Annotated in this window: 19 protein-coding genes and 1 pseudogene; 14 read left to right on the forward strand and 6 right to left on the reverse strand. The window is 69.7% G+C overall.

All coding sequences use genetic code 11. From position 1 onward, the window contains the following. Nucleotides 1–187: 187 nt before the first annotated feature. Nucleotides 188–571, reverse strand: coding sequence for a hypothetical protein (locus WS95_RS30910; protein ID WP_059784449.1), 384 nt, complete (start codon nucleotides 569–571; stop codon nucleotides 188–190). A gap of 309 nt (nucleotides 572–880) precedes the next feature. On the opposite strand from WS95_RS30910, the gene WS95_RS30915 reads away from it, so the two are divergent. The 3 genes and pseudogenes from WS95_RS30915 to WS95_RS30925 all read left to right on the forward strand — a co-directional run bounded on the left by WS95_RS30915 (nucleotide 881) and on the right by WS95_RS30925 (nucleotide 3,872). Continuing rightward, entirely contained in the window at nucleotides 881–1,624 is a 744-nt protein-coding gene (locus WS95_RS30915; RefSeq protein WP_059827907.1) for an SDR family oxidoreductase, read from the forward strand. 69 nt (nucleotides 1,625–1,693) lie between these two features. Further along, on the forward strand, nucleotides 1,694–2,215 hold the full coding sequence (locus WS95_RS30920) for a GNAT family N-acetyltransferase (RefSeq protein ID WP_059827909.1): 522 nt from the start codon (nucleotides 1,694–1,696) through the stop codon (nucleotides 2,213–2,215). Between the two features lie 321 nt (nucleotides 2,216–2,536). Then, nucleotides 2,537–3,872: pseudogene (locus WS95_RS30925) on the forward strand (MFS transporter). Nucleotides 3,873–3,883: 11 nt separating this feature from the next. On the opposite strand, the gene WS95_RS30930 reads toward WS95_RS30925, so the two are convergent. After that, on the reverse strand, nucleotides 3,884–4,894 hold the full coding sequence (locus WS95_RS30930) for a 3-hydroxybutyryl-CoA dehydrogenase (protein WP_059827911.1): 1,011 nt from the start codon (nucleotides 4,892–4,894) through the stop codon (nucleotides 3,884–3,886). After that, nucleotides 4,891–5,997, reverse strand: coding sequence for an NAD/NADP-dependent octopine/nopaline dehydrogenase family protein (locus WS95_RS30935; protein WP_059828243.1), 1,107 nt, complete (start codon nucleotides 5,995–5,997; stop codon nucleotides 4,891–4,893). The genes WS95_RS30930 and WS95_RS30935 overlap by 4 nt, the downstream gene beginning before the upstream one ends. 149 nt (nucleotides 5,998–6,146) lie before the next feature. On the opposite strand from WS95_RS30935, the gene WS95_RS30940 reads away from it, so the two are divergent. Together WS95_RS30940 and WS95_RS30945 are read left to right on the forward strand one after the other, a co-directional pair. Beyond that, complete coding sequence (locus WS95_RS30940) at nucleotides 6,147–7,127, forward strand: AraC family transcriptional regulator (protein WP_059827913.1); 981 nt, start codon at nucleotides 6,147–6,149, stop codon at nucleotides 7,125–7,127. After that, nucleotides 7,124–8,155, forward strand: coding sequence for a LysR family transcriptional regulator (locus WS95_RS30945; protein ID WP_059827915.1), 1,032 nt, complete (start codon nucleotides 7,124–7,126; stop codon nucleotides 8,153–8,155). Before WS95_RS30940 ends, WS95_RS30945 begins: the two co-directional genes overlap by 4 nt. Before the next feature lie 26 nt (nucleotides 8,156–8,181). Here WS95_RS30945 and WS95_RS30950 read toward each other — a convergent pair whose 3' ends face one another. Then, a complete protein-coding gene (locus WS95_RS30950; RefSeq protein WP_059827917.1) occupies nucleotides 8,182–9,300 on the reverse strand; it encodes a porin in 1,119 nt (372 codons plus the stop codon). A gap of 410 nt (nucleotides 9,301–9,710) precedes the next feature. On the opposite strand from WS95_RS30950, the gene WS95_RS30955 reads away from it, so the two are divergent. Together WS95_RS30955 and WS95_RS30960 are read left to right on the forward strand one after the other, a co-directional pair. Next, nucleotides 9,711–11,108, forward strand: coding sequence for a spinster family MFS transporter (locus tag WS95_RS30955; RefSeq protein ID WP_034205432.1), 1,398 nt, complete (start codon nucleotides 9,711–9,713; stop codon nucleotides 11,106–11,108). A gap of 158 nt (nucleotides 11,109–11,266) precedes the next feature. Beyond that, on the forward strand, nucleotides 11,267–12,256 hold the full coding sequence (locus WS95_RS30960; RefSeq protein WP_059827918.1) for a PDR/VanB family oxidoreductase: 990 nt from the start codon (nucleotides 11,267–11,269) through the stop codon (nucleotides 12,254–12,256). A 118-nt stretch (nucleotides 12,257–12,374) separates the two neighbouring features. Here WS95_RS30960 and WS95_RS30965 read toward each other — a convergent pair whose 3' ends face one another. Further along, entirely contained in the window at nucleotides 12,375–13,292 is a 918-nt protein-coding gene (locus tag WS95_RS30965; protein WP_059828245.1) for a LysR family transcriptional regulator, read from the reverse strand. Between the two features lie 139 nt (nucleotides 13,293–13,431). Here WS95_RS30965 and WS95_RS30970 point away from each other — a divergent pair, with 139 nt between their 5' ends. The 3 genes from WS95_RS30970 to WS95_RS30980 all read left to right on the forward strand — a co-directional run bounded on the left by WS95_RS30970 (nucleotide 13,432) and on the right by WS95_RS30980 (nucleotide 15,781). Continuing rightward, complete coding sequence (locus tag WS95_RS30970) at nucleotides 13,432–14,715, forward strand: aromatic ring-hydroxylating oxygenase subunit alpha (protein ID WP_059827919.1); 1,284 nt, start codon at nucleotides 13,432–13,434, stop codon at nucleotides 14,713–14,715. Beyond that, complete coding sequence (locus WS95_RS30975) at nucleotides 14,712–15,215, forward strand: aromatic-ring-hydroxylating dioxygenase subunit beta (protein WP_059784478.1); 504 nt, start codon at nucleotides 14,712–14,714, stop codon at nucleotides 15,213–15,215. Before WS95_RS30970 ends, WS95_RS30975 begins: the two co-directional genes overlap by 4 nt. 179 nt (nucleotides 15,216–15,394) lie before the next feature. Further along, entirely contained in the window at nucleotides 15,395–15,781 is a 387-nt protein-coding gene (locus tag WS95_RS30980) for a tautomerase family protein (RefSeq protein WP_059827920.1), read from the forward strand. A gap of 44 nt (nucleotides 15,782–15,825) precedes the next feature. Here WS95_RS30980 and WS95_RS30985 read toward each other — a convergent pair whose 3' ends face one another. Then, nucleotides 15,826–17,382: a sensor histidine kinase gene (locus WS95_RS30985; RefSeq protein ID WP_059827922.1), complete on the reverse strand. Its 1,557-nt coding sequence runs from the start codon at nucleotides 17,380–17,382 to the stop codon at nucleotides 15,826–15,828. A 153-nt stretch (nucleotides 17,383–17,535) separates the two neighbouring features. Here WS95_RS30985 and WS95_RS30990 point away from each other — a divergent pair, with 153 nt between their 5' ends. The 4 genes from WS95_RS30990 to WS95_RS31005 all read left to right on the forward strand — a co-directional run bounded on the left by WS95_RS30990 (nucleotide 17,536) and on the right by WS95_RS31005 (nucleotide 20,913). Next, nucleotides 17,536–18,729 carry an acyl-CoA dehydrogenase family protein gene (locus tag WS95_RS30990; RefSeq protein WP_059827923.1) on the forward strand — a complete coding sequence of 398 codons (1,194 nt, stop codon included), beginning with the start codon at nucleotides 17,536–17,538 and terminating at the stop codon, nucleotides 18,727–18,729. 102 nt (nucleotides 18,730–18,831) lie between these two features. Then, entirely contained in the window at nucleotides 18,832–19,209 is a 378-nt protein-coding gene (locus WS95_RS30995; protein WP_034205439.1) for a hypothetical protein, read from the forward strand. A gap of 8 nt (nucleotides 19,210–19,217) precedes the next feature. Then, entirely contained in the window at nucleotides 19,218–19,757 is a 540-nt protein-coding gene (locus tag WS95_RS31000; RefSeq protein WP_059827925.1) for a nuclear transport factor 2 family protein, read from the forward strand. Between the two features lie 31 nt (nucleotides 19,758–19,788). Further along, entirely contained in the window at nucleotides 19,789–20,913 is a 1,125-nt protein-coding gene (locus WS95_RS31005) for an amidase (protein ID WP_059827927.1), read from the forward strand. Nucleotides 20,914–20,929: the final 16 nt, after the last annotated feature.

A 20,929-nucleotide genomic window follows, 5' to 3' on the forward strand; every position in this document is an offset into this window, starting at 1 on the left:
ATTTACGCTCCACGCTTCCTCTCCACATTCGGTCGCCCTCATGCAGTTGCGCTTCACTTCATTCGCTGTGACCAGCTTATGGCGGGACTTGCACCCGCAGGAGTGCGCCCATGCTGGGCGCACAACGCAAAGGGGCGTCGCGCGCTGAACGCGCGACGCCCCTGGTTCATTCACGGAAAAGTGCCGACTATGCCGCGCGCTGCAGCAGGTCCGTGGCGAAAGACTTCGCATGCGCGACGGCTTCCTGCGCGTCGCCGAATACGCCGAGCTGATCCCAGTGCTCTTCGGCCGCGTAGGTGCCTTTCACGGCGAGCGCCCGCTGGACGCTCAATTGCGCCGCGTATCGGCCGTCGTCCAGCGGCCGGGCCGTCGCGACGACCTTGTGCGGCGGGCTGGCCCGCTCCGGCTGAACCAGCTCGACAGGGCCGCTGACCGTGCCGATATTCATCAACTCGTTTCTGGCGTTGCAGTCGGGGCAGTAGAAGCACCAGCCCGCGTCCTCCTGATGGTGCCTGACCTGCCCGCGAGCCAGCACGGCACGACATTCGACGTTTTCGCAGATGAACGGCATCGCAGTCTCCGGAGTTGTTTGTCGGAAATCCTAGCATGTCCGCGGGCGGTCAACCATCGGCATCCGCATGATTGCCGTGCCGGGGTTCCGGTGGGTTACGGAGGCCCGGCCGGGGGAGCGTCGCCGCCTTTCGCTGCGCTGCAAAATCGGCACGTTTCCCGGATCGGGAAGCCGCTGGCGCGACCGTGCGCGGGATCGTGCCCCACGCATTCTCGGAGAATCGTGCAAGAAATGCGGACTTGCGGAATAACGGTCACGCATGCTTCCGCGCGATGCTGTCGGTTCTTCATCTCCCACCGAGGAACGGACATGACCGGCCACAACATCGAACGGAAAGTGATCCTGATCACCGGCGCGAGCAGCGGCATCGGCGAGGCCACCGCCCGCTATCTGGGCGCGCGCGGCGCGCGCCTGATGCTCGGCGCACGCCGCACCGAACGCCTTGCCGCGCTCGCCGACGACATTCGCGCCGAGGGCGGCACCGCGGCCTGGCGCGCGCTCGACGTCACGCGGCGCGACGACAGCGTCGCCTTCGTCGACGCCGCGCTCGCCGAGTACGGGCAGATCGACGTCATCGTCAACAACGCGGGCGTCATGCCGCTGTCTCCGATGGCGTCGCTGAAGGTCGACGAGTGGGACCGCATGGTCGACGTCAACATCAAGGGCGTGCTGTACGGCATCGCGGCCGCCCTGCCGGTGATGAATCGGCAGGGCTTCGGCCAGATCGTCAACGTGTCGTCGATCGGCGGATTGCGCGTATCGCCGACGGCCGCCGTCTATTGCGCGACGAAATACGCGGTACGCGCGATCTCCGACGGCTTGCGGCAGGAGAACGACAAGCTGCGCGTCACGAGCATCTGCCCGGGTGTCGTCACGTCCGAGCTGGCCGACACGATTACCGATCCGGTCGCCGCCGAAGCGATGACGCGATACCGCAGCATCGCGCTCGAACCCGACGCGATCGCGGCGGCCATCGCGTATGCGATCGCGCAGCCGGCCGATGTCGACGTGAACGAGATCGTCGTGCGTCCGACCGCGACGGTCGCGGGCTAGCAGACGACGCATCTGCCCGAACTCGTCCGGGATAAACTGTCGGCCCGACACCGAACCTGGAGAGGCTCAATGTTGATCCGCGTTGCGACACTGGCCGATGCCGTCCCGCTTGCCGAATTGAAGCGCGATACGTTTCACGAAACCTTTCTGCAGGACGGGTTCGGCATCGACTATCCGCCGGACGATCTGGCCGAGTACGAAGCCCGGACGTACTCGGTTGCGGCGATCGCCGAGCAGCTCGGCGACCCGCAGTGCCGGACGTGGGTCGCGGAAGGCGACGACGGCACGCTGGTCGGATACGCGCATGCGGGGCCGTGCAAGCTTCCGCACCCGGACGTGACGGACGGTGCGGGCGAGATCCATCAGATCTATCTTCGACGCGGCACGCAGGGAACCGGCGCCGGACGGGCGTTGTTCGACGCCGCGCTCCAGTATCTCGCCGCGACGCGCCCCGGCCCGGTATGGCTGGGCGTGTGGTCCGGCAACGCGAAGGCCATCGCGTTCTACGAGAAGGCAGGCTTCAAGCGTGTCGGCACGTACGATTTCAAGGTCGGCGAATCGACCGATCTGGAGTTCATCTACCGCCGCTGACCGTCCGCTCCCGTCGGCATCGCTTCGACGCGGCGCAAACGAATACAGGCAACCAGTGACGGCGTCTTCGGTTCGTCGACCGGATGACGCAAGCCGCCCTCGATCCGCGCCGACGAACGGAGACACGCGCCGGAACCGGCAGATCGAGCGGTGACGGGCGCCGGCGCGCACGGGCACGGCCACGCGCGCCGCGACCATCATTTGCGGGAGTGATGACACTTCCCTTTTTCTGTGGATTTGACCGGGAGAGCCGGGCCGACAACACTAGCCCGCAGTGCCGCACAAGACGGCACGCACCCGCCCCCCCCATCAGAGCCCGCCATGTACCCGACCGACACCGTGCAATCCCCGAGCGCCGCCCGGCCGCTCGCCGACCGGCAACTGCGCCGGATCGTCATCGCCTCCGTCGCCGGCAACGCGATGGAGTGGTACGACTTCTTCGTGTACGGCACCGCCGCGGCGCTGGTATTCGGCCACGTGTTCTTTCCGCCCGGCGCATCGCCGCTCGCCGGCAGTCTCGCCGCGTTCGCGGCATTCGCGCTCGGCTTCGTCGCGCGCCCGCTCGGCGGGATCGTGTTCGGCCACGTCGGCGACCGCTACGGGCGCAAGGCGTCGCTCGTGTGGACGCTGCTGATCATGGGCGCATCGACCTTCGCGATCGGCCTGCTGCCGACCTATGCGCAGGTCGGCCTGTGGGCGCCGGCCGCGCTCGTCGTGCTGCGCCTGCTGCAGGGCATCGCGTCCGGCGGCGAATGGGGCGGCGGCGTACTGATGATCAGCGAGAACGCGCCGCCCGAGCAGCGCGGCTATTACGCGGCGTGGAGCCAGCTCGGCGTGGGCGGCGGCTTCGTGCTGTCGTCGGCCGCGTTTCTCGCCGCGCAGGCGCTGCCGGACGACATGTTCCGCACGTGGGGCTGGCGGCTGCCGTTCCTCGCGAGCGTCGCGATCTTCGCGATCGGCATCTATATTCGTCGCCATCTGCCGGAAAGCCGCGACTTCGAGCAGGCCGGCAAGCGCGGCGCGCGCACGCATTTGCCGATCGTCGAGTGCATCCGCCGCCATCCGAAGGAAATCCTGCTCGCGATGGGGCTGCGTGTGGCCGAGAACGGCGGCGCGTACATCTTCCTCGCGTTCTCGCTCGTCTACGGCAAATACGTCGGCATCCCGAACGGCACGATGCTGACCGGCGTGATGATCGCGATGATCGTCGAGATGGGCGCGATGCTCATGGGGCCGCCTGTCCGACCGGATCGGCCGCAAGCCCGTGTACCTGATCGGCGCGCTGAGCCTCGTCGCGTGCGCGTTTCCGTTCTTCTGGCTGCTCGACACGCGCGCGACGCCGCTCGTGTGGCTCGCGCTCACGGTCGGCACGGCGGTGAGCCACGGCGCGATGATCGGTACGCTGCCCGCGCTCGTCGGCGAGCTGTTCAGCACCGAGGTGCGTTACTCGGGCGTCGCGCTCGGCCACGAAGTCGCGTCGATCTTCGCGGGCGGGATGTCGCCGTTGATCGCGACCGCGCTGCTCGCGCGCTATCACGCGTCGTGGCCGGTGTCGCTGTTCCTCGTTGCGCTCGGCCTCGTGACCGTCGCGACGCTGTGCGCGATGCGCGAGACGCGCATCGCGCCCGCCGACGGTTCGCGCGACCACTCGGCATGAACGCGCGACGCTCAGCGCCCGGCGTCGCGCCGCGCGCCGTCAAACACCGGCGCCAGCCCGAGATGATCGAGCAGCCGCGCGAATTCGCCGAGCCGCTGCCGCATGTACGCCGGCACGTCGACCGCCGCATAGTCGTGGAAGCCGGCACCCGTGCGTACGCCGTCGCGTCCGGCTTCCATGTTGCGCACGACGCTCGCGGCCGGGGCGAAGCGCGGGCCGATCTCGCCGGCCAGATACGTCGACGCGTAGTACAGGATGTCGCAGCCGCCCCAGTCGATGAATTCGAGCAGCCCGAGCACCGCGAAGCGCGGGCCGAAGCCGGTGCGAATCGCCGTGTCGATGTCCTCGGCGCTCGCCACGCCCTCCTCGACCATCCGCGCGGCCTCGTTCATCGCGAGCGCCTGGATGCGCGGCACGATATAGCCGGGCGCCGGCCCGCAGATCACCGGCCTCTTGCCCACGCGCTCGAGCAGCGCCGCGAGCCCGTCGACGACGGCTCGGTCGGTCGCATCGCTGCGGCTGACCTCGACGAGCGGCATCAGCAGCGCGGGATTCAGCCAGTGCGCGTTCAGCATCCGCGCCGGGTGCGCGACATGGCGCTGCAATTCGGTGACGACGAACGTCGACGTGGTCGACGCGATCGTTGCGTGCGCATCGACGTGCTCGCCGAGCCAGCGCAGCGCGTCGGCCTTGGCATCGAGCACTTCGGGCAGCGCTTCGAACACGATATCGGCGTCGCGCACCGCGTCCGCCGCGCCGTCGCGCGCCACGAGCGCGATGCGCGCGACGACGCCGTCGGCCTGCGCGGCATCGATGCGGCCCAGTGCGACCTGCGCCTGCACGGGCCGGGCGAGCTCGCCGCGCGTGCGTTCGTCGAACGCGCGCAAGCCGGCCACATCGCGCGGCTTGAAGTCGATCAGCGTCACGTCGAGGCCCGCGAACGCGAACGCGAGCGCGATGCCCTGCCCCATGCGTCCCGCGCCGAGCACGTGGATGCGCGTCACATCGGCGGCCGCCTTCATGCCGCGTACCCCGTGTCGAGCAGCGCGCGCAGCGCGTCCTTCGACAGCGCCGCGAGCCCGAGCCGCTCCAGCGTGCGGCCTTCCGCATACAAGTCGCGCACCGCGACCGCGCTCGCGATGCTCAGCAGCCCCTGCGCGACGGGCGTCGGCACGCCGGCCCAGCGCCCGCACGACACGATGAACGACAGCCCGAGCCGGGTGTCTTCGAGCATGTAGCGATGCGTGCGCAGATCGATCTTCTCGCGCCAGTCGCCGCTATCGGTCAGCTTGCCGTGCGCGCCGCGCCCGTACATCCACTCGTCGCCGTCGGTCGCATAGTGATCGGCGAGCGGGAAATGCGGCGCGCGGTAGCCGAGCGCTTCGCGCACCGCGACGCGTTCGGCGTCGAGCGCGTTCGTCACGCGGCGGATCGACGGCTGCGTGCCTTCGTTGTGGATGTCCCACGCGTCGAAGTGTTCGAGCGGCCCGGCGTTCATCAGGATCAGCGGCGGGTGAATCACCGGGCCCGCGTTCATCAGCGCGCCGGACAACGCATCCTCCACCGGCTCGACCGACGGATAGCCCGCCCGCAGCACGTCGAACGCCCAGCCGGCCGCGTTCGCCGGCCATACGCCGGTCGGCAGGCGCGTCGCGTACGCGCTGATCACGACATCGTTGTCGCCATGCTTGCGCACCAGGTACGGCAGCGTGCCCGTTTCGGCGAACGCGACGCGCGAACGGTTGCCGGCGTCGGCCGCCGCACGCGCGAACACCGCGCTGCCGAACGTGCCGGGCGGCAGGAACACGACCTGGCCGTCCTCCAGCAGCGGCGCGACCTGCGCGGCGAGCGCGTCGTGCGACGTGGCCGGCAGCGGCACCACGACGAGCCGTGCGCCATGCAGCGCGGCGGCGAGATCGTCGGTCGGGCGGATCGCGCCCGGTCCATCGCCGAGCGGCACCGCGCGCTTGCCGCGATAGTCGGTGACGTTCAGCACGCCAAGCGCGCGCAGCCGCGCATGCGGCTCGCGATCGCGCCGCCACCATGTCACGTCGTGACCTTTTTCGAGCAGGTCGATGGCCGCCGCATGGCAGCCGTGGCCGCCGCCCAGAACACATACCTTCATCGTCTTCTCCCGGTGATCGAGTCTGTCCGAGACTACGCGGCCGCCCGCGCCGCGTCGCTTCGAAACGCGCAACGACGCGCCCGTTCGCGCAACGCATTCGCGAGGCTGCGCATACCGCCGCGCCCCCGCATCCGCCACGAGGTCCACGCATGCACATCGCCCTTTCCCGCCATGCGCCGAACCGGCTCGGCCTGCTGCAGGCGCCCGACGAAGTCGAACGCGCGGTCGCGCACCGGCTCGGGCCGCACCGGATGGCCGTGTCCGGCCGCGATCCGTTTCATGCGGAGCTGTACGAGGTGCCGCTGCATCACGGCGCGCTGCTCGAACTCTGCTACGGCCGCGAAACGCGCATCGATTTCGGCGAGGACGCCGATCACTTCCTGTTCCGGCTGACGCTCGCCGGCGCGTGCGAGTTGCAGGCCGGCAGCGTCGTCGCGCGCGCCGGCCCCGGCGAGCTGACCGTGTCGTCGCCCGCGCTCGCGAGCCGCCTGCGCACGAGCCGCGATTGCCGCAATCTCGTGCTGCGGCTCGAACGCGGCGCGCTCGAACGCAAGTTGCAGGACATGCTGCAGGTCACGCTCACGCGGCCACTGCAATTCGACCTCGCGGCCGGCCGTGCCGGCAAGGGCATGGGCGCGGCGCTCGTGCTGCCGACCTTCGAGTACCTGTGCCGGCTCGGCGCGCAGCCGGGCCTCGGCGCGGCGTCGCCGGCGTTCGGCGCCGACCTCACCGCGTGGCTGATGTCGCTGCTGCTCACGCACCTGCCGCACGCGTACAGCGACGCGCTGCTGCGCGGCACGCCGCCGCTTCCCGCCTACGTGCGGCGTGCCTGCGCGCACATCGATGCGCACCTCGGCGAACCGCTCGCGCTCGCCGTGCTGGCTGCCGTCGCCGGGGTCGCGCCGCGCACGCTGCAGCATGCGTTCCGCGCATTCCTGCACACCACGCCGGCCGCGTACGTGCGCGAGCGTCGGCTCGCCGCCGTGCACGCGGCGCTGCAACGCGGCGACGCGCACAGCGTGACCGACGTGCTGATCGCGCACGGCATCCATGGCTTCGGCCATTTCGCGAAGGCGTATGCGCGACGTTACGGCCACGCGCCTTCGGTCACCGCGAGGCAAGCACGATGACGCACTCCGTCCCCGGCCGGGCGCCGGCCCGCTCCGATCCCGCGCCGCACGACGCGGACGCATCCGACGGCCTGCGTGTACAGGATCTCGATCTCAACCTGTTGAAGACGTTTCGCGCGGTGTATGAAGAGCGGCACGTCGGCCGCGCAGCGCTGCGGCTCGGCGTCACGCAGCCGTCCGTCAGCTACGCGCTCGGCCGGCTGCGGCTGATGTTTCGCGACGCGCTGTTCGTGCGCACCGGCACCGGCGTCGAGCCGACCCCGCGTGCGCAACGGCTCGCGATCTCGGTCGACAAGGCGCTCGCGATCCTGCAGGACGTGCTCGACGAAGGCTCGCGCTTCGCGCCCGACAGCACGCAGCGCGTGTTTCGCCTGCACATGAGCGATTTCGCGGCGAGCGCATTCCTGCCGACGCTGCTCGCCGCGTTCGACCGGCGCGCGCCGGGCGCCGTGATCGAGACGCTGCACGTCGACGAATGCCAGCTCAACGTCGCGCTCGAATCGGGCCGCATCGACTTCGCGCTCGGGCATTTCGCCGATGCGTCGAGCCACTTCCAGCGCACCGCGCTGCTGCACGAGCGCTGCGTGCTGCTGATGCCGCGCCGCACCGCGCAGCGCGCCGGGTTGCCCGACGATTTCGTGCTCGACGGCACGGCGCCCGACACGCTGCGCTTCGTCGCGGTCACGTCGCATCCGCAATCGATGCAGTTGCTCGAACGGCACGAACTGATGCCGCGCGTGCGCGCGGCGCTGCCCGATTTCATGGTGGTGCCGGCATTGCTGCGGGACGGCGATTACGCGCTGATCCTGCCGGAGACGATCGCGATCACGTTCGCGGCACGCCAGCCGTGCGTGCTGTACGAAATCGCCGGCGCCGGCGAATGGGCCGTCAACGCGTACTGGCATCGCCGCTTCGATGCGGATCCCGGTCATCGCTGGCTGCGCGCGCTGCTGCTGGAACTGTTCAATATCGGCGAGCAGGCACCGTTCGACGCATGGCTCGCCCCGCAGCCGCCCGCGTGCGCGTAGCGGCGCAAGCGGGCTCGCCGACACCGTCAGAACGACGTGAGGATGCCCGCGACGAGCGAGCTGGCGGTCGCGCCCGGTTTCGCCACCGCGACGCCGCCGCCGGCCGCGCCGTTGACGACGAAGCGTGCGTGCGCGCCGTTGCGCACCATCGCGGCGCCCGTGTACAGCACCGTGCGCTTCGACAGCGGATAGTCGAAACGGATGCCGTACGAATCGGCGTTGCCGTCGCTGTCGGCCACCTTCCGGTAATGGCCGACGCTCAGCAGCAACGACGCGCGCCCGATCGGCACCGTCGCGCTGAGTTCCATGATGTCGCTGTGCGGATAAGCGCTCTGGCTGTCGATCGCGGTCGCCACATCGGGACCGCCGCGATGACGCAGGTACAGCGCGGCCACCTTCACGACGTTGAAGTCGTACGAAATCGCACCGAGCGTGTAGTTGCCGTTCGCGGCCGTGCTCGTGGCGCCGAGCGTGGACGACGCAACCGGGCTGAACTTCTGCTGCATGTAGTCGACGTCGACCGACAGGCCGCCGTGCACGTAGTTGAGCCCCGCGCCGTACGTGTCGCCCAGCGTCGCCGGTTGCCCGGCCGCGCCGTTCGTGCCGCGCGCGGCCATCGCGCGCAGCATGAAGCCCGCGTAGCGCGGCGACGTGTAGCGCATCGAATTGCGCACGCGCAGGAACGCGGGCCCGACGAAGTTGTTGGTCGCGTTGCCCCATGCGAGCCCCGCGCCGAGCCCGGGCAGGCTGTACGTGACGAGCGTCGTATGCAGGATCGTGTAGAGCTCGCCGAACTGCACGCCGCCGAACGGCCCCGTAATGCCGACCCACGCTTCGCGGCCGAACAGCGCGCTACCGTTCGCCAGTGCGCCGCTCGCCGCGTTGAAACCGTCCTCGAGCTTGAAGATCGTCGCGTAGCCGCCGCCGAGATCCTCGACGCCCTTCAGCCCCCACTGCGACGCCCACAGGTTGCCGCTGCCCATGCGCGTCACGTGGTTCGGCCCGGTGTTCGCGTATTCGATCGCGGTGTCGATGCGGCCGTAGAGCGTCACGCTCGATTGCGCGACGGCAGGCAGCGCCGTGCACGCGAGCAGCGCGGCAAGCGGTACGGCAAGCCGGTCGGCCCGCCCGTTCGGTTGGTTCATGTTCGTCGTCCCGTGGAAGTGCCGGCGCCGGTCGGCCTCGCGCCGCGTGGTGTGAAGCGCGTTCGCCGCGAACGGCCAACGCTGCCGATAAAAAACGGGCCGAGTCTAGGAACGACAATTTCGGACGTCGACGCAATGCGCTCTATAACGCTTATAGATGCGCCGCATGAAGCGCGGGCGCCCCGCCGCACGCGCGCGGCGCGGCGGCCCGCGCGCACGGCCTCGGTGTTTTCTTTATCCGGGTCGGTAAATGTCCGTGTGGCGCGGCTGTCACTCCGGCTATGGCGGCCGAATTTGGCCGACTACGCTGCGTCTCCGATCGTGTCACCCGCACGCTTTCGCGCCGCGACGGCGCCCGGCCCGCCGGGCCGATGCCGCGCTTTTCCACCGCCCGCTCCTGGAGAACCCGCATGTCCGCATCCACGGCCCGCGCTGCCGACGGCAAGCGCTATACGTACGAATGGTATGTCGTCGTCATCTGCATGCTCGCGTACGTCTTTTCGTTCGTCGACCGCCAGGTCCTCGTGCTGATGATCGAACCGATCAAGCGCGACCTGCACCTGTCCGATACGCAGTTCAGCCTGCTCAACGGCTTCGCGTTTTCGCTGTTCTACGCGGTGATGGGCCTGCCCGTCGCGTATCTCGCCGATCGCTATGCGCGCCCGCGCATCATCTCGCTCGGCATCGCGCTGTGGAGCGTCGCCACCGCCGCGTGCGGGCTCAGCCAGCATTTCGTGCAGATGTTCGTCGCGCGGATGGGCGTCGGCGTCGGCGAGGCCGCGCTGTCGCCCGGCGCGTATTCGATGCTCGCCGACTACTTCCCGAAGGAGAAGCTCGGACGCGCGATCGCCGTGTATTCGCTCGGCTCGTTCATCGGCGGCGGCATCGCGTTCCTGATCGGCGGTTACGTGATCGCGCTGCTCAAGCATGCGAGCGCCTTCACGCTGCCGGTCGTCGGGCAGGTGCATGCGTGGCAGGTCACGTTCCTGATCGTCGGGCTGCCGGGGATCCTCGTTGCGCTGCTGTTCGCCGCGACCGTGCGCGACCCTCAGCGCAAGGGGCTCGCGCAGGATCGCTCGGGCGCCGTGCGGCGCGTGTCGATGCGCGATTCGCTGCGCTTCGTCGGCGCCCACCGCGCGACCTTCTCGTGCCACTACCTCGGCTTCTCGTTCTACGCGATGACGCTGTACTGCCTGCTGAGCTGGACGCCTGCGTTCTATATCCGCCGCTTCGGGATGACGGCCGTCGAAGCCGGCTACACGCTCGGCATCGTGCTGCTCGCCGCCAACACGGCCGGCGTGTTCTGCGGCGGCTGGCTCAACGACTGGCTGCTGCGGCGCGGCCGCGGCGACGCGCCGATGCGCGCCGGCGCGATCGGCGCCGCCTGCATGGCGATCCCCGCGACGCTGTTCACGCAGCTCGACAGCCTGCCGGCGTCGCTCGCGATGCTGGTCGTCGCGATGTTCTTCGCGTCGTTCCCGATGCCGACGTCGACCGCCGCGATGCAGACGCTCGCGCCGAACCAGATGCGCGCGCAGATCTCCGCGCTGTTCCTGCTCGTGTCGAACCTGATCGCGCTCGGGATCGGCACGACCGTCGTCGCGCTGTTCACCGATCGCGTGTTCGGGGCGCCGGCCGCGGTCGGTCATTCGATGTCGATCGTCAACGTCGCGGCGGCCACGCTGGCCGCGCTGCTGCTCGCCGTCGGCTGCCGCCACTATCGCCGCAGCCTCGATCGCGAACGCGGTCACGCGTCGGCCGCGGCGCCGCAGGCGGCCGGCGCAGGCGACGCGATCGCCGTCCGCTGACACGCCGGACACCTGAGCGCGCCCACGAATCATCCATCCCACTGATTCAGGCATCGCTTTTTAATCGATTTGATTTATGCGATGCCCGTCCCTATTCTCGATCGCATGACGGCGCGGCGCGCTGCCGCGCCGCTTTCCTCTACCCCACGGAATTTCCCATGCAAGCGAACCGCCACCAGGTCCGGATCGACGCGCTGATCGACGCGGCGCAGGACATCCGCTGTTTCCGGGTCTCGCGCGTCGACGGCCAGCCGTTCGACGCGTACGAGCCGGGCGCCCATATCGACGTCACCGCGCCGTCCGGCATCACGCGGCAATATTCGCTGTGCGGCGACCCCGACGAGCGGGGCAGTTATCTGTTCGCGGTGAAGAAGGAAACGCGCTCGCGCGGCGGCTCGCGTTCGCTGCACGACGACGTGCGCGTCGGCACCGAATTGTCGATCGGCACGCCGCGCAACCTGTTTCGTCTGACGGATGACGCGAGCGAGCACGTGCTCGTCGCGGCCGGCATCGGCATCACGCCGCTGCTGTCGATGACGTACGCGCTGAACCGGCGCGGCGCGCGCTACCGGTTGCATTACTTCGCGCGCAGCCGCGAGCACGCCGCCTTCGTCGACGAACTGTCGGTCGAGCCGTTCGCATCGCACGTGACGTTCCATTACGGCGTCGAGCCCGATGCGCTCGCGGCCGAGCTCCGCGGCTGCGTCGCGTCGATCGATGCGCACGCACATGTCTATACGTGCGGCCCGGGGCCGTTCATGGATGCGGTCGTCGCCGCGGCCGCCACGCGCGTTCCCGACGAGGCGATCCATCTCGAACGCTTCGCGGCGGACCCCGTCGCCGCGGAAGCGGGCCACACCGCAGCCGACACCGGCGCTGCCGACGGCTTCGAAGTGCGCCTGCGGCGCAGCGGGCAATCGGTGCGCGTGACGCCCGACACGTCGATCGTCGACGCGCTCGCGCGCATCGGCGTCGAAGTCGATACGTCATGCGGCGAAGGCGTGTGCGGCACCTGCATGGTGCCCGTCGTCGACGGCGAGCCCGATCACCGCGACCACTGCCTGAGCAAGGCCGAGCGCGCGAGCAATGCGGTGATCTGCTGCTGCGTGTCGCGCGCGCGTTCCGCCGTGCTGGTGCTCGATCTCTGATAAGCCGAGTGCGTCGACATGCGGCGGCGCCGACCTGGCGATCGACCCATGCGCCGGAGACCGGTGCAGGCCGGCGCCGGCGACCTCCATCGGCCGCCCGTCGCGCCCCGCCCGAGCGTCATTCGTCGAAGCGCTCGACGATCTCGGCGAGCAGCGCGCGCATCCACGCGTTGCCCTCGTCCTCGTGGAAGTGCTCGTGCCAGTGCATCGTCACCGGTGCGGGCGGCAGCGTGACCGGCAGCTCGTACAGGCGGAATGCGTTGTCGCGGTTCAGGATCTGCGCGAGCCGCTTCGGCAGCGTCGCATACAGATCGGTGACCGACAGCACGCTCGGCAACGCGACGAAGTGCGGCACCTCGAGCGCGATGTTGCGGCCCACGCCCTGCGCGCGCAACGCATCGTCGAGCGCGTGGTGGCTGTGCTCGACCGATTTCACGTTGACGTGCGCGGCGCGCACGAACTGCTCGAGGCTCAGCGCGACCGCCGTCGGCAGCCCGCGCCGGCGCGCCGTCATGCATACGTAGGTTTCCTCGAACAGCACCTGGTGGCGCGTGCGCGGCATCAGCTCCGGCAGGTTGCCGATCGCGAAATCGAGCCGGCTCGCGCGCAGCGCTTCCTCGATCTCCTCCACCGGCAACGGCTGCACGCTCAGCGTCACGCGCGGCGCACGGTCGCGCAGCGCCTGGCAGATCGCCGGCAGATACGCCATCTCGCCCGCATCCGACAACGACAGCCGGAACGTGCGCGTGCTGGTGGCCGGATCGAAGCGCTCCGCATAGCGCAACGCGACGCGCACCATGTCGAGCGCCTTGCCGACGATGCCCGCGAGTTCGAGCGCGACCGGCGTCGGCTGCATGCCCGAACGCGTCCGCACGAACAGCGGATCGTCGAACAGCGTGCGCAGCCGGCCGAGCGAATAGCTGACGGCCGGCTGCGACAGCGCGAGCCGCTCGCCGGCCTTCGTCAGGCTGCGTTCCTCGACGATCGCCTGGAACACGCGCAACAGGTTCAGATCGAGATGATCGACCGACGTCATCACCGCCTCCATCATTTGCCGCATTTATTGACTTTCCAATTTTAGATCAATTTGACGGATATGTAGCGGAAGACGAGACTGGGCATTCGAAACCGCGCCCGGCGCGGCCCGATTTCGCGACTCTTTCCCCACGACGACGATGAGCGACATTCCCTACCAGACGATCGACACCCGCGCGTTGCATGGTCTCGCGCAGCCCGACCGCATCGCGCCCGCGATGTATTACGACCCCGCGCTGTTCGAAGCCGAACTCGACCGCATCTTCTACCGCACCTGGATCTGGGTCGCGCACGAGAGCGAGCTGCCGAATCCGGGCGACTTCGTCACGACGACGATCGGCCGCCAGCCGGTAATCGTCGTGCGCGACAAGACCGGCGACATCAACGTGCTGCAGAACCGCTGCCGCCATCGCGGCGCGACCGTGTGCGAAGCGCACAAGGGCAACGCGAAGGGCTTCACGTGCCCGTATCACAGCTGGTCGTATGCGCTCGACGGCACGCTGCGCGCGCTGCCGTACGGCGACGGCTACGAAGGCGTGTGCGAGAAAGCCGACCTGCCGCTCGTGAAGCTGCGCGTCGGCGTGTACCAGGGGCTGATCTTCGCGAGCTTCAACGACGCGATCGAACCGCTCGAGGATTTCCTCGGCGGCGCGAAGCCGTGGATCGACCTGTTCATGAAACAGGGCGCCGGCTACCCGATCAAGGCGAACGGCGAGCACAAGTTCAAGTTCAAGGGCAACTGGAAGATCCAGCTCGAGAACACCACCGACCTCTACCACTTCCCGGTCGTGCACAAGTCGTGGATGAAATCGATCGACGACGAGACGGCCGCCGCGATCACGAGCTTCATGACGAGCGAGGACGCGTTCTGCCGCGCGCTCGGCAACGGCCACAGTCTCGCGGTGCTGATGCCCGAGCTGATCGATCTCGACGAGGACGACGGCGCGCCGCTGCCCGAGCGCTTCGCATCGCTCGCCGCGACGCTCGCCGAGCGCCATGCGCCGGACGAAGTGCGTCGCATCGTGCGCTCGCTGATGGGCGTCGGCTTCAACCTGAACCTGTTCCCGAATCTCGCGCTATCGATGGCGTTCTTCCGCGTGCTGCGGCCGATCTCCGCGCACGAGACCGAGATCCGCCACGTCGCGCTCGCGATGGACGGCGGCCCCGACGAAGCGAACCGCGAGCGGCTGCGCATTCACGAGCACTTCCAGGGCCCGTTCGGCTTCGGCAGCCCCGACGATGCGGAAGCGTGGGAGCGCGTGCAGCGCGGCGCGCACGCAGGCCCCGACGTGCCGATCCTCGTGAATCGCGGGCTGAACCGCGAGACGACCGCCGCGAACGGCGAAAAGACCGCGCATGCGACCGACGAGACCGGCATGCGCGAGGCCTACCGGCAATGGCGCAACATGATGGAGCAGCAATGATGGACGACCGCAACGCCCTTTTCTCCGAGCAGACCTTCGCCCGCGCGGTCGAATTCGTGTGGCGCGAAGCGGAGATGCTCGACCGCCGCGACTACCGCGCGTGGCTCGACCTGTGGGATCCGGCCGGCCACTACGTGGTGCCGATCGATCCCGACACGACCGATTTCGCGGCGACGCTGAACTACGTGTTCGACGACCGCGACATGCGCGAGAAGCGCGTGCAGCGGATGATGTCCGGCTATTCGGCATCGGCCGCCGATGCGGCGCGCACGGTGCGCACCGTGTCGCGCTTCACGCTGGAAAGCAGCGGCGCCGACACCGTCGAGCTGAAATCGGCGCAGGTCGTCGTCGCGTACAAGCGCGGCGTCGCGACGCTGTTCGCGGCCGACGTCACGCACAAGCTGCACGTCGATGCCGACGGCGAGATGCGGATCGCCGAGAAAGTCGTGCGCCTGATCGACTCGACCGAAGCGCTCAGCGCGATCGGCTTCCTGCTGTAAGCCGCGGCCGGTTCGCCGTCGCCGACGCAACGGTGAGCCGGTCACCTTCACCTGTGAGCGGCCGGCGGTTCGCCGTCGCCCGCGCAAAGGTGAACCGGTCACCTTCACCTTTGCGCGGCGAGCGCTTCGCCATCGCTCGCGCAATGGTGAGCCCGTCACCTGCACCTTTCCGGACGACCATGCCCACACTCGAAGTTTTCCTGCCGGCCGGCCACGACGACGCGCGCAAGGCCGAACTGATCGCCCGACTCAGCAACGCAACCGTCGACGCGATCGGCGCACCGATCGAATCGGTGCGCGTGCTGCTCACCGAGCTGCCCGCGACGCATATCGGCCTCGGCGGCCGCAGCGCCGCGGACGGCGCGCCGCCATCGCTGCCGGTGATCGTCGCGATCCTGATCGCCGGCCGCACCGACGAACAGAAATGCGCGCTGATCGCCGCGCTGTCCGACGCGGGCGCGACCGTGCTCGACGCGCCGCTGCACGCGACGCGCGTGATCGTCAAGGACATTCCGAACACGGACTTCGGCATCGGCGGCCAGACCGCGCGGGCGCTGGGGCGCTGACCATGCGCCGCGCATCGCCGCCCCGCCGTGATGCGACGCAGCCGCTAGGCGGGCGCGTCGGCGAGCGGCAGCGTCACGCGGCAGTCGAGCCCGCCGCCCGCGGCCGGGCTCGCGGCGATCCGCCCGCCGTGGCGCGCGACGATGCTCTTGCACAGCGACAACCCGATGCCGTTGCCGCCGATCTTCGACGACGAGAAGCCGTCGAACAGCCGGTCGTGCGCGCCGGCTTCGATGCCCGGGCCATTGTCGATCGCCCGCAATTCCGCGTGGCCGGCCACGTTCGCGGTGCCGAGCGTCAGCGTGCGCGGCACGCGCTCGCAACTGGCGAACGCCTCGATCGCATTGAACGCGAGATTCAGGATCACCTGCCCGATCAACACGCGCTCGCAGCGGATCGGCAGCGGCGCGTCGGCCTGCACGATCGCGACCGTCACGCCGGCCTCCTTCGCGCGCAGCTCGATGAAGTACGCGACATCCGCGAGGATGTCGCGCAGGTCGACCCGCACGACGACCGGCTCGCGCTTCACGATGAATTCGCGCACGCTCTTGATGATCAGCGCCGCATGCTCGGCCTGCCGGTCCGCGCTGCGCAGCCCCCAGATCGCGTCGTCGACGGCGCCGTTGCCGTTCAGCCGCCGCACCGCGCCTTCGATGAAATTACGCACGGCCGCGAGCGGCTGGCTCAGTTCGTGCGCGATCACGGTCGCCATCTCGCCCATCGCGTTGTAGCGGCCCGCGTATTCGAGCATCCGCGCTTCGGCGCGACGCGCGTCCTCGATCGCGACTTCGTCGCTCACGTCGCGGAACTGCACGAGCAGCCCGTCGAGATCGTCTTCGATCTCGACCTGCCGGCACAGGATGCGCAGCCAGCACGCCGAGCCGTCGCGCCGCACGATCCGGTAGCGCTGCGGCGCGGACGGATGCGCCGACGGCGCATCGCGCAACTGCGCGACGAGCCGGTCGCGATCGGCCGCGCAGCAGTAGTCGAGCACCTCGCCGAGCGGCTCGTCGGGCGCGAGGCCGAGCACGCGCCGGCCCGACTCGCTGATGAACTGCACGCCGCCGTGCGGCGTCACGACCGCGATGCCCTCGTCGAGATCCTGCATGAACTCGCGCAGCCGCGCCTCGTAGCGGCGCAACTGCTGGCGAACCGCCTCCTCCGCGCTGATGTCGCGAAACTGCACCATCACGACGTCGCGCCCGCGCAGCGGCACGTAGGTCGCGGTGGCCTCGGACAGCATGTCGACGCCCGTGCGCGATCGATAGCACCATTCGTACACCTGCGGCCCGTCCACGCGCGCACGATCCCATGCGCTCACCGCGATTTCGCGGCGGTACTTCGGCTCGGGGCGCGTCATGTCCGGCGCCTTCAGCGGCAGCAGTTCCTCGACGGAAAAGCCGAGCGCGATGCACGCCGCGCGATTCGCCCACACGATCGCCCGGGTGCGCGCGTCGTGCAGCAGCACGCACGTGGTCAGCGCGTCGAGCAGCCGGTGGAAATCGTCTTCGTCGGGAAAACTCATGATCGGATTCGGAGGAAGGCGCGCGGCGTCGTCGCGCGGCCGGAAACCCAACATAGCACCGGCGCGCGCCGATCGCATCTGAAGATTTCTTTAGGCCGGCACGGAGCGTCACCAGTCGCGCGGCCCAACGCACCAATTGCTGCGTGTTTTCGGCGTTTCTAGACTGGGGTCTGTTTGCATATGAAACGCACATGCGAATGCCCGAAATCGCCCCACTCCCAGGAGACTTTCATGCCGCAAGCCGCCCTCGCCATCGAATCCGCACCGGCCTCGCCGCCTGCGGCCAGTCCCGCGGTCGGGCAGTCGTCGCCGCTCGATGCGGTGATCGAAACCGTCGCCGCGCGCCGCGAGGAATTCGAGCGGCTGTCGCACGTGCCGCGCGACGTCATCGCGCTGTTCAAGCAGGCCGGCATCTATCGCGCGGGCACGCCGCGCCGCTTCGGCGGCGACGCGCTCGCGCCGACTGCGTTCCTCGACACGATCGAACGGATCGCGACCGCCGACGGCTCGGCCGCGTGGGTCGCGAGCTTCGGCTCCGCGAACGTCTACCTCGCCGCGCTGCCGCTCGCGACCCAGGCCGAGCTGTACGCGAGCGGCCCCGACCAGGTGTTCGCGGGCGGCCTGTTCCCGGTGCAGCCCGCGCTGGCCGCGCCGGGCGGCTGGCGCGTGAACGGCACGTGGAAATTCGCGAGCGGCTGCAAGGGCGCCGACTGGCTCGGCGTCGGCATCGCCGTGCCGGGCGCGCAGGACGCCGCACCGAACAAGCCGCGCACGGCCGTGTTCCGCGCCGCCGACGTCGAGATCGTCGAGAACTGGAGCGTGGTCGGCATGCAGGGCACCGGCAGCCACGACCTGCGCGTGAACGACCGCTTCGTGCCCGAAGCGTGGACCTTCGTGCGCGGCGGCGAGCCGACCGTCGACGAGCCGCTGTACCGCTACCCGACCGTCGCGTATGCGGCGCAGGTGCTGGCCGTCGTCAATCTCGGCCTCGCGCGCGCGGCGCTCGACGTCGTGAACCGCATGTCCGGCGGCCGCCAGACGACGACCGGCGCGCCGCGTCTCGCCGATCGCGCGTATTTCCGCATCGAGCTCGCGAAGGCCGAGGCGCAACTGCGCTCGGCGCGCGCGTTCTTCTACGACGCGACCGACTCGGTCTGGCAATCGATCCTCGCCGGCAATCCGGTGACGCCCGACCAGGTCAGCCTGCTGCGGCTCGCGGCCACGCAGATCGCCCGCGAAGGCGCGAGCGTCGTCGAGCGCGCGTACCGCCTCGGCGGCACGGCGGCGATCTATCGCACGCATCCGCTGCAGCGGCTGCTGCGCGACGCGATGGTCGTCACGCAGCATGCGTTCCTCGCCGAAGGCAACTTCGACGGCGCGGGCGCGGTGTTTACCGGCGTCACGCCGTTTCCCGGCTATCTGTGACCCGCATCGACCGACGCCTTTGACGAATGCGCATGAAGCCGGACCCGACGCGCCGTCGCCGGCCGGTTCGTGCACCCGACCGATTCCTCTGGAGAACCCGATATGTCCGATTCGAATCCGCTGCCGCTGCGCGTGCTGTTCTGCTGCGGCGTGTCGCAGAATTTCTTCGACCTGCCGCGCGAGCGGATCGGCGAAGTGTGGCAGGCGTACGGCGCGATGCTCGCGGCCGTCGAAGCGATGCCCGGCGTGCGCGTGCTCGGCGTGATGGACGACGACCGCCTCGTGGTCGGCCAGGCCGACGGCGCGCCGTGGACCTTCTACATCATGGCCGACGTCGCCGATTTCGACACGACGGTCGCCGTGTGCAACCTGTACCGCACGACGCCCGTCGGCGAATACAACCTGTGGCGCTACGGCAAGATCGAGGCACGCGTGGGCCGCGCGCTGACCGTGCCGCCGGCCGCGCAGCCCGCGGCGTGAGGTGCGCGATGACCGACTCGTCACCTGCCGCGATCGACGCGATCGACGCGATCGACGCGCTCGCACGGCGCGTCGCGGCGCTCGACGCCGAACGCGCGGTGCGTGCGACGCTCGCGCGCTACATGGCGCTGTGCGACGTGCCCGAAGAGGCCGGCGCCGGCCCGTCGCTGGCCGAGCTGTTCACGGCCGACGCCGTGTGGGAAGGCGTCGGCACGCAGTACGCGCGGAAGTTCGGCCGCGTCGAAGGCCCCACCGCGATCGTCGCGATGCTCGGCCGCTATCTGCCGCCCGATCCGCATTTCGCGGCGAACCTGCACTTCCTGACGTCGGAGTCGATCGAAATCGGCGCCGGCCACGCAAGCGCGCGCGGCCGCTGGATCATGCTGCAGGCGTCGCGCTATGCGGACGGCTCGGCCGAACTGATCGCCGCGCGGCTGACCGTCGATTTCGCGCCGGCCGCCGACGGCGCCGCCTGGCTGATCCGCCATTTCCGCACCGAACGCGTGCTCGACGGCCCGTGGCCGCTCGCCGCCGCGCCACGGCCCTGATGTTTCCCGCTGCTTTCGCACGATACCGACCATGACAGGCTTCATCGACGCTTTCACGCTCGGCGGCCCCGGCCCGACGATCGCGATCAAGGACACGATCGACATCGCCGGCCATCCGACCCGCGCGGCGAGCCGCGCGCTCGCCGACGCGCCGCCGGCCGGACGACACGCGGACGTGGTCCGCCTGCTGCTCGACGCCGGCTGGCAGATCGCCGGCAAGGCGAACATGCACGAACTCGCATTCGGCATGACCGGCATCAACGACTACACGGGCACGCCCGTCAATCCGCAGGACGCCACGCGCATTCCGGGCGGCTCGTCGAGCGGCTCCGCATCGCTCGTCGGGCTCGGCGCCGTCGACGCGGCGCTCGGCACCGACACCGGCGGCTCGATTCGCGGGCCGGCCGCGTGCTGCGGCGTGGCCGGGCTGAAACCGACGTTCGGCCGCGTGTCGCGGCGCGGCGTCGCGCCCGCCGACACGACGCTCGATTGCGTCGGACCGTTCGCCCGCGAGATCCGCACGCTCATCGCGGCGATGGCCGCGATCGCGCCCGACTTCGACCGTGTACAAGCGGCGGCTTGCGCAGCCGGCTGCACGGTCGCGCAACTCGCCGTCGAAGCCGATCCGGCGATCGCCGCCGCGCTCGACGCGGCCGTTCGCGCGTCGGGCCTGCGTTCGCACACGATCGTGCTCGACGAAATGCCGGCCGCGTTCGCGGCGGGGCTCACCGTGATCAACGCGGAAACGTCGCGCGCGTTCGGCCATCTGGTCGAAACGGGCCGCCTCGGCGCCGATCTCGACGCGCGACTGCGCACGGCCGCGACAACGACACCGGCCGCGCTCGCGGAAGCCGAAGCCGTGCGCGCACGCTTCACCGCGCAGGTCGATGCCGCGCTCGAACACGCGGACGTCCTGGTGCTGCCGACGCTGCCCGCGTTGCCGATCACGCTGCAGCAGGCACGCGACGGCGTATCGGTCATCGCGATGTCGTCGCTGATCCGGCCGTTCAACCTCAGCGGCCATCCGGCGCTCAGCCTGCCGCTGCCGCTCGCCGGTTCGCCGCTGAAGGCCGGCTTGCAGATCGTCGGGCGCAAGGGCGCGGATGAAAGGGTCTGCGCGATCGCGGCACACTTCGAAGCGGCACTGGCCGCATGAACCACGATGCGGGCGC

Source organism: Burkholderia sp. MSMB1826, from assembly GCF_001526325.1.
In the GTDB taxonomy this organism is placed as follows: Bacteria; Pseudomonadota; Gammaproteobacteria; order Burkholderiales; family Burkholderiaceae; genus Burkholderia.

Excerpts from the sequence above, each read along its gene's own strand:
- WS95_RS30910 (WP_059784449.1), bottom strand. The coding sequence starts at position 571 with ATGCCGTTCATCTGCGAAAACGTCGAATGTCGTGCCGTGCTGGCTCGC.
- WS95_RS30915 (WP_059827907.1), top strand. The coding sequence starts at position 881 with ATGACCGGCCACAACATCGAACGGAAAGTGATCCTGATCACCGGCGCG.
- WS95_RS30920 (WP_059827909.1), top strand. The coding sequence starts at position 1,694 with ATGTTGATCCGCGTTGCGACACTGGCCGATGCCGTCCCGCTTGCCGAA.
- WS95_RS30930 (WP_059827911.1), bottom strand. The coding sequence starts at position 4,894 with ATGAAGGCGGCCGCCGATGTGACGCGCATCCACGTGCTCGGCGCGGGA.
- WS95_RS30935 (WP_059828243.1), bottom strand. The coding sequence starts at position 5,997 with ATGAAGGTATGTGTTCTGGGCGGCGGCCACGGCTGCCATGCGGCGGCC.
- WS95_RS30940 (WP_059827913.1), top strand. The coding sequence starts at position 6,147 with ATGCACATCGCCCTTTCCCGCCATGCGCCGAACCGGCTCGGCCTGCTG.
- WS95_RS30945 (WP_059827915.1), top strand. The coding sequence starts at position 7,124 with ATGACGCACTCCGTCCCCGGCCGGGCGCCGGCCCGCTCCGATCCCGCG.
- WS95_RS30950 (WP_059827917.1), bottom strand. The coding sequence starts at position 9,300 with ATGAACCAACCGAACGGGCGGGCCGACCGGCTTGCCGTACCGCTTGCC.
- WS95_RS30955 (WP_034205432.1), top strand. The coding sequence starts at position 9,711 with ATGTCCGCATCCACGGCCCGCGCTGCCGACGGCAAGCGCTATACGTAC.
- WS95_RS30960 (WP_059827918.1), top strand. The coding sequence starts at position 11,267 with ATGCAAGCGAACCGCCACCAGGTCCGGATCGACGCGCTGATCGACGCG.
- WS95_RS30965 (WP_059828245.1), bottom strand. The coding sequence starts at position 13,292 with ATGACGTCGGTCGATCATCTCGATCTGAACCTGTTGCGCGTGTTCCAG.
- WS95_RS30970 (WP_059827919.1), top strand. The coding sequence starts at position 13,432 with ATGAGCGACATTCCCTACCAGACGATCGACACCCGCGCGTTGCATGGT.
- WS95_RS30975 (WP_059784478.1), top strand. The coding sequence starts at position 14,712 with ATGATGGACGACCGCAACGCCCTTTTCTCCGAGCAGACCTTCGCCCGC.
- WS95_RS30980 (WP_059827920.1), top strand. The coding sequence starts at position 15,395 with ATGCCCACACTCGAAGTTTTCCTGCCGGCCGGCCACGACGACGCGCGC.
- WS95_RS30985 (WP_059827922.1), bottom strand. The coding sequence starts at position 17,382 with ATGCGATCGGCGCGCGCCGGTGCTATGTTGGGTTTCCGGCCGCGCGAC.
- WS95_RS30990 (WP_059827923.1), top strand. The coding sequence starts at position 17,536 with ATGCCGCAAGCCGCCCTCGCCATCGAATCCGCACCGGCCTCGCCGCCT.
- WS95_RS30995 (WP_034205439.1), top strand. The coding sequence starts at position 18,832 with ATGTCCGATTCGAATCCGCTGCCGCTGCGCGTGCTGTTCTGCTGCGGC.
- WS95_RS31000 (WP_059827925.1), top strand. The coding sequence starts at position 19,218 with ATGACCGACTCGTCACCTGCCGCGATCGACGCGATCGACGCGATCGAC.
- WS95_RS31005 (WP_059827927.1), top strand. The coding sequence starts at position 19,789 with ATGACAGGCTTCATCGACGCTTTCACGCTCGGCGGCCCCGGCCCGACG.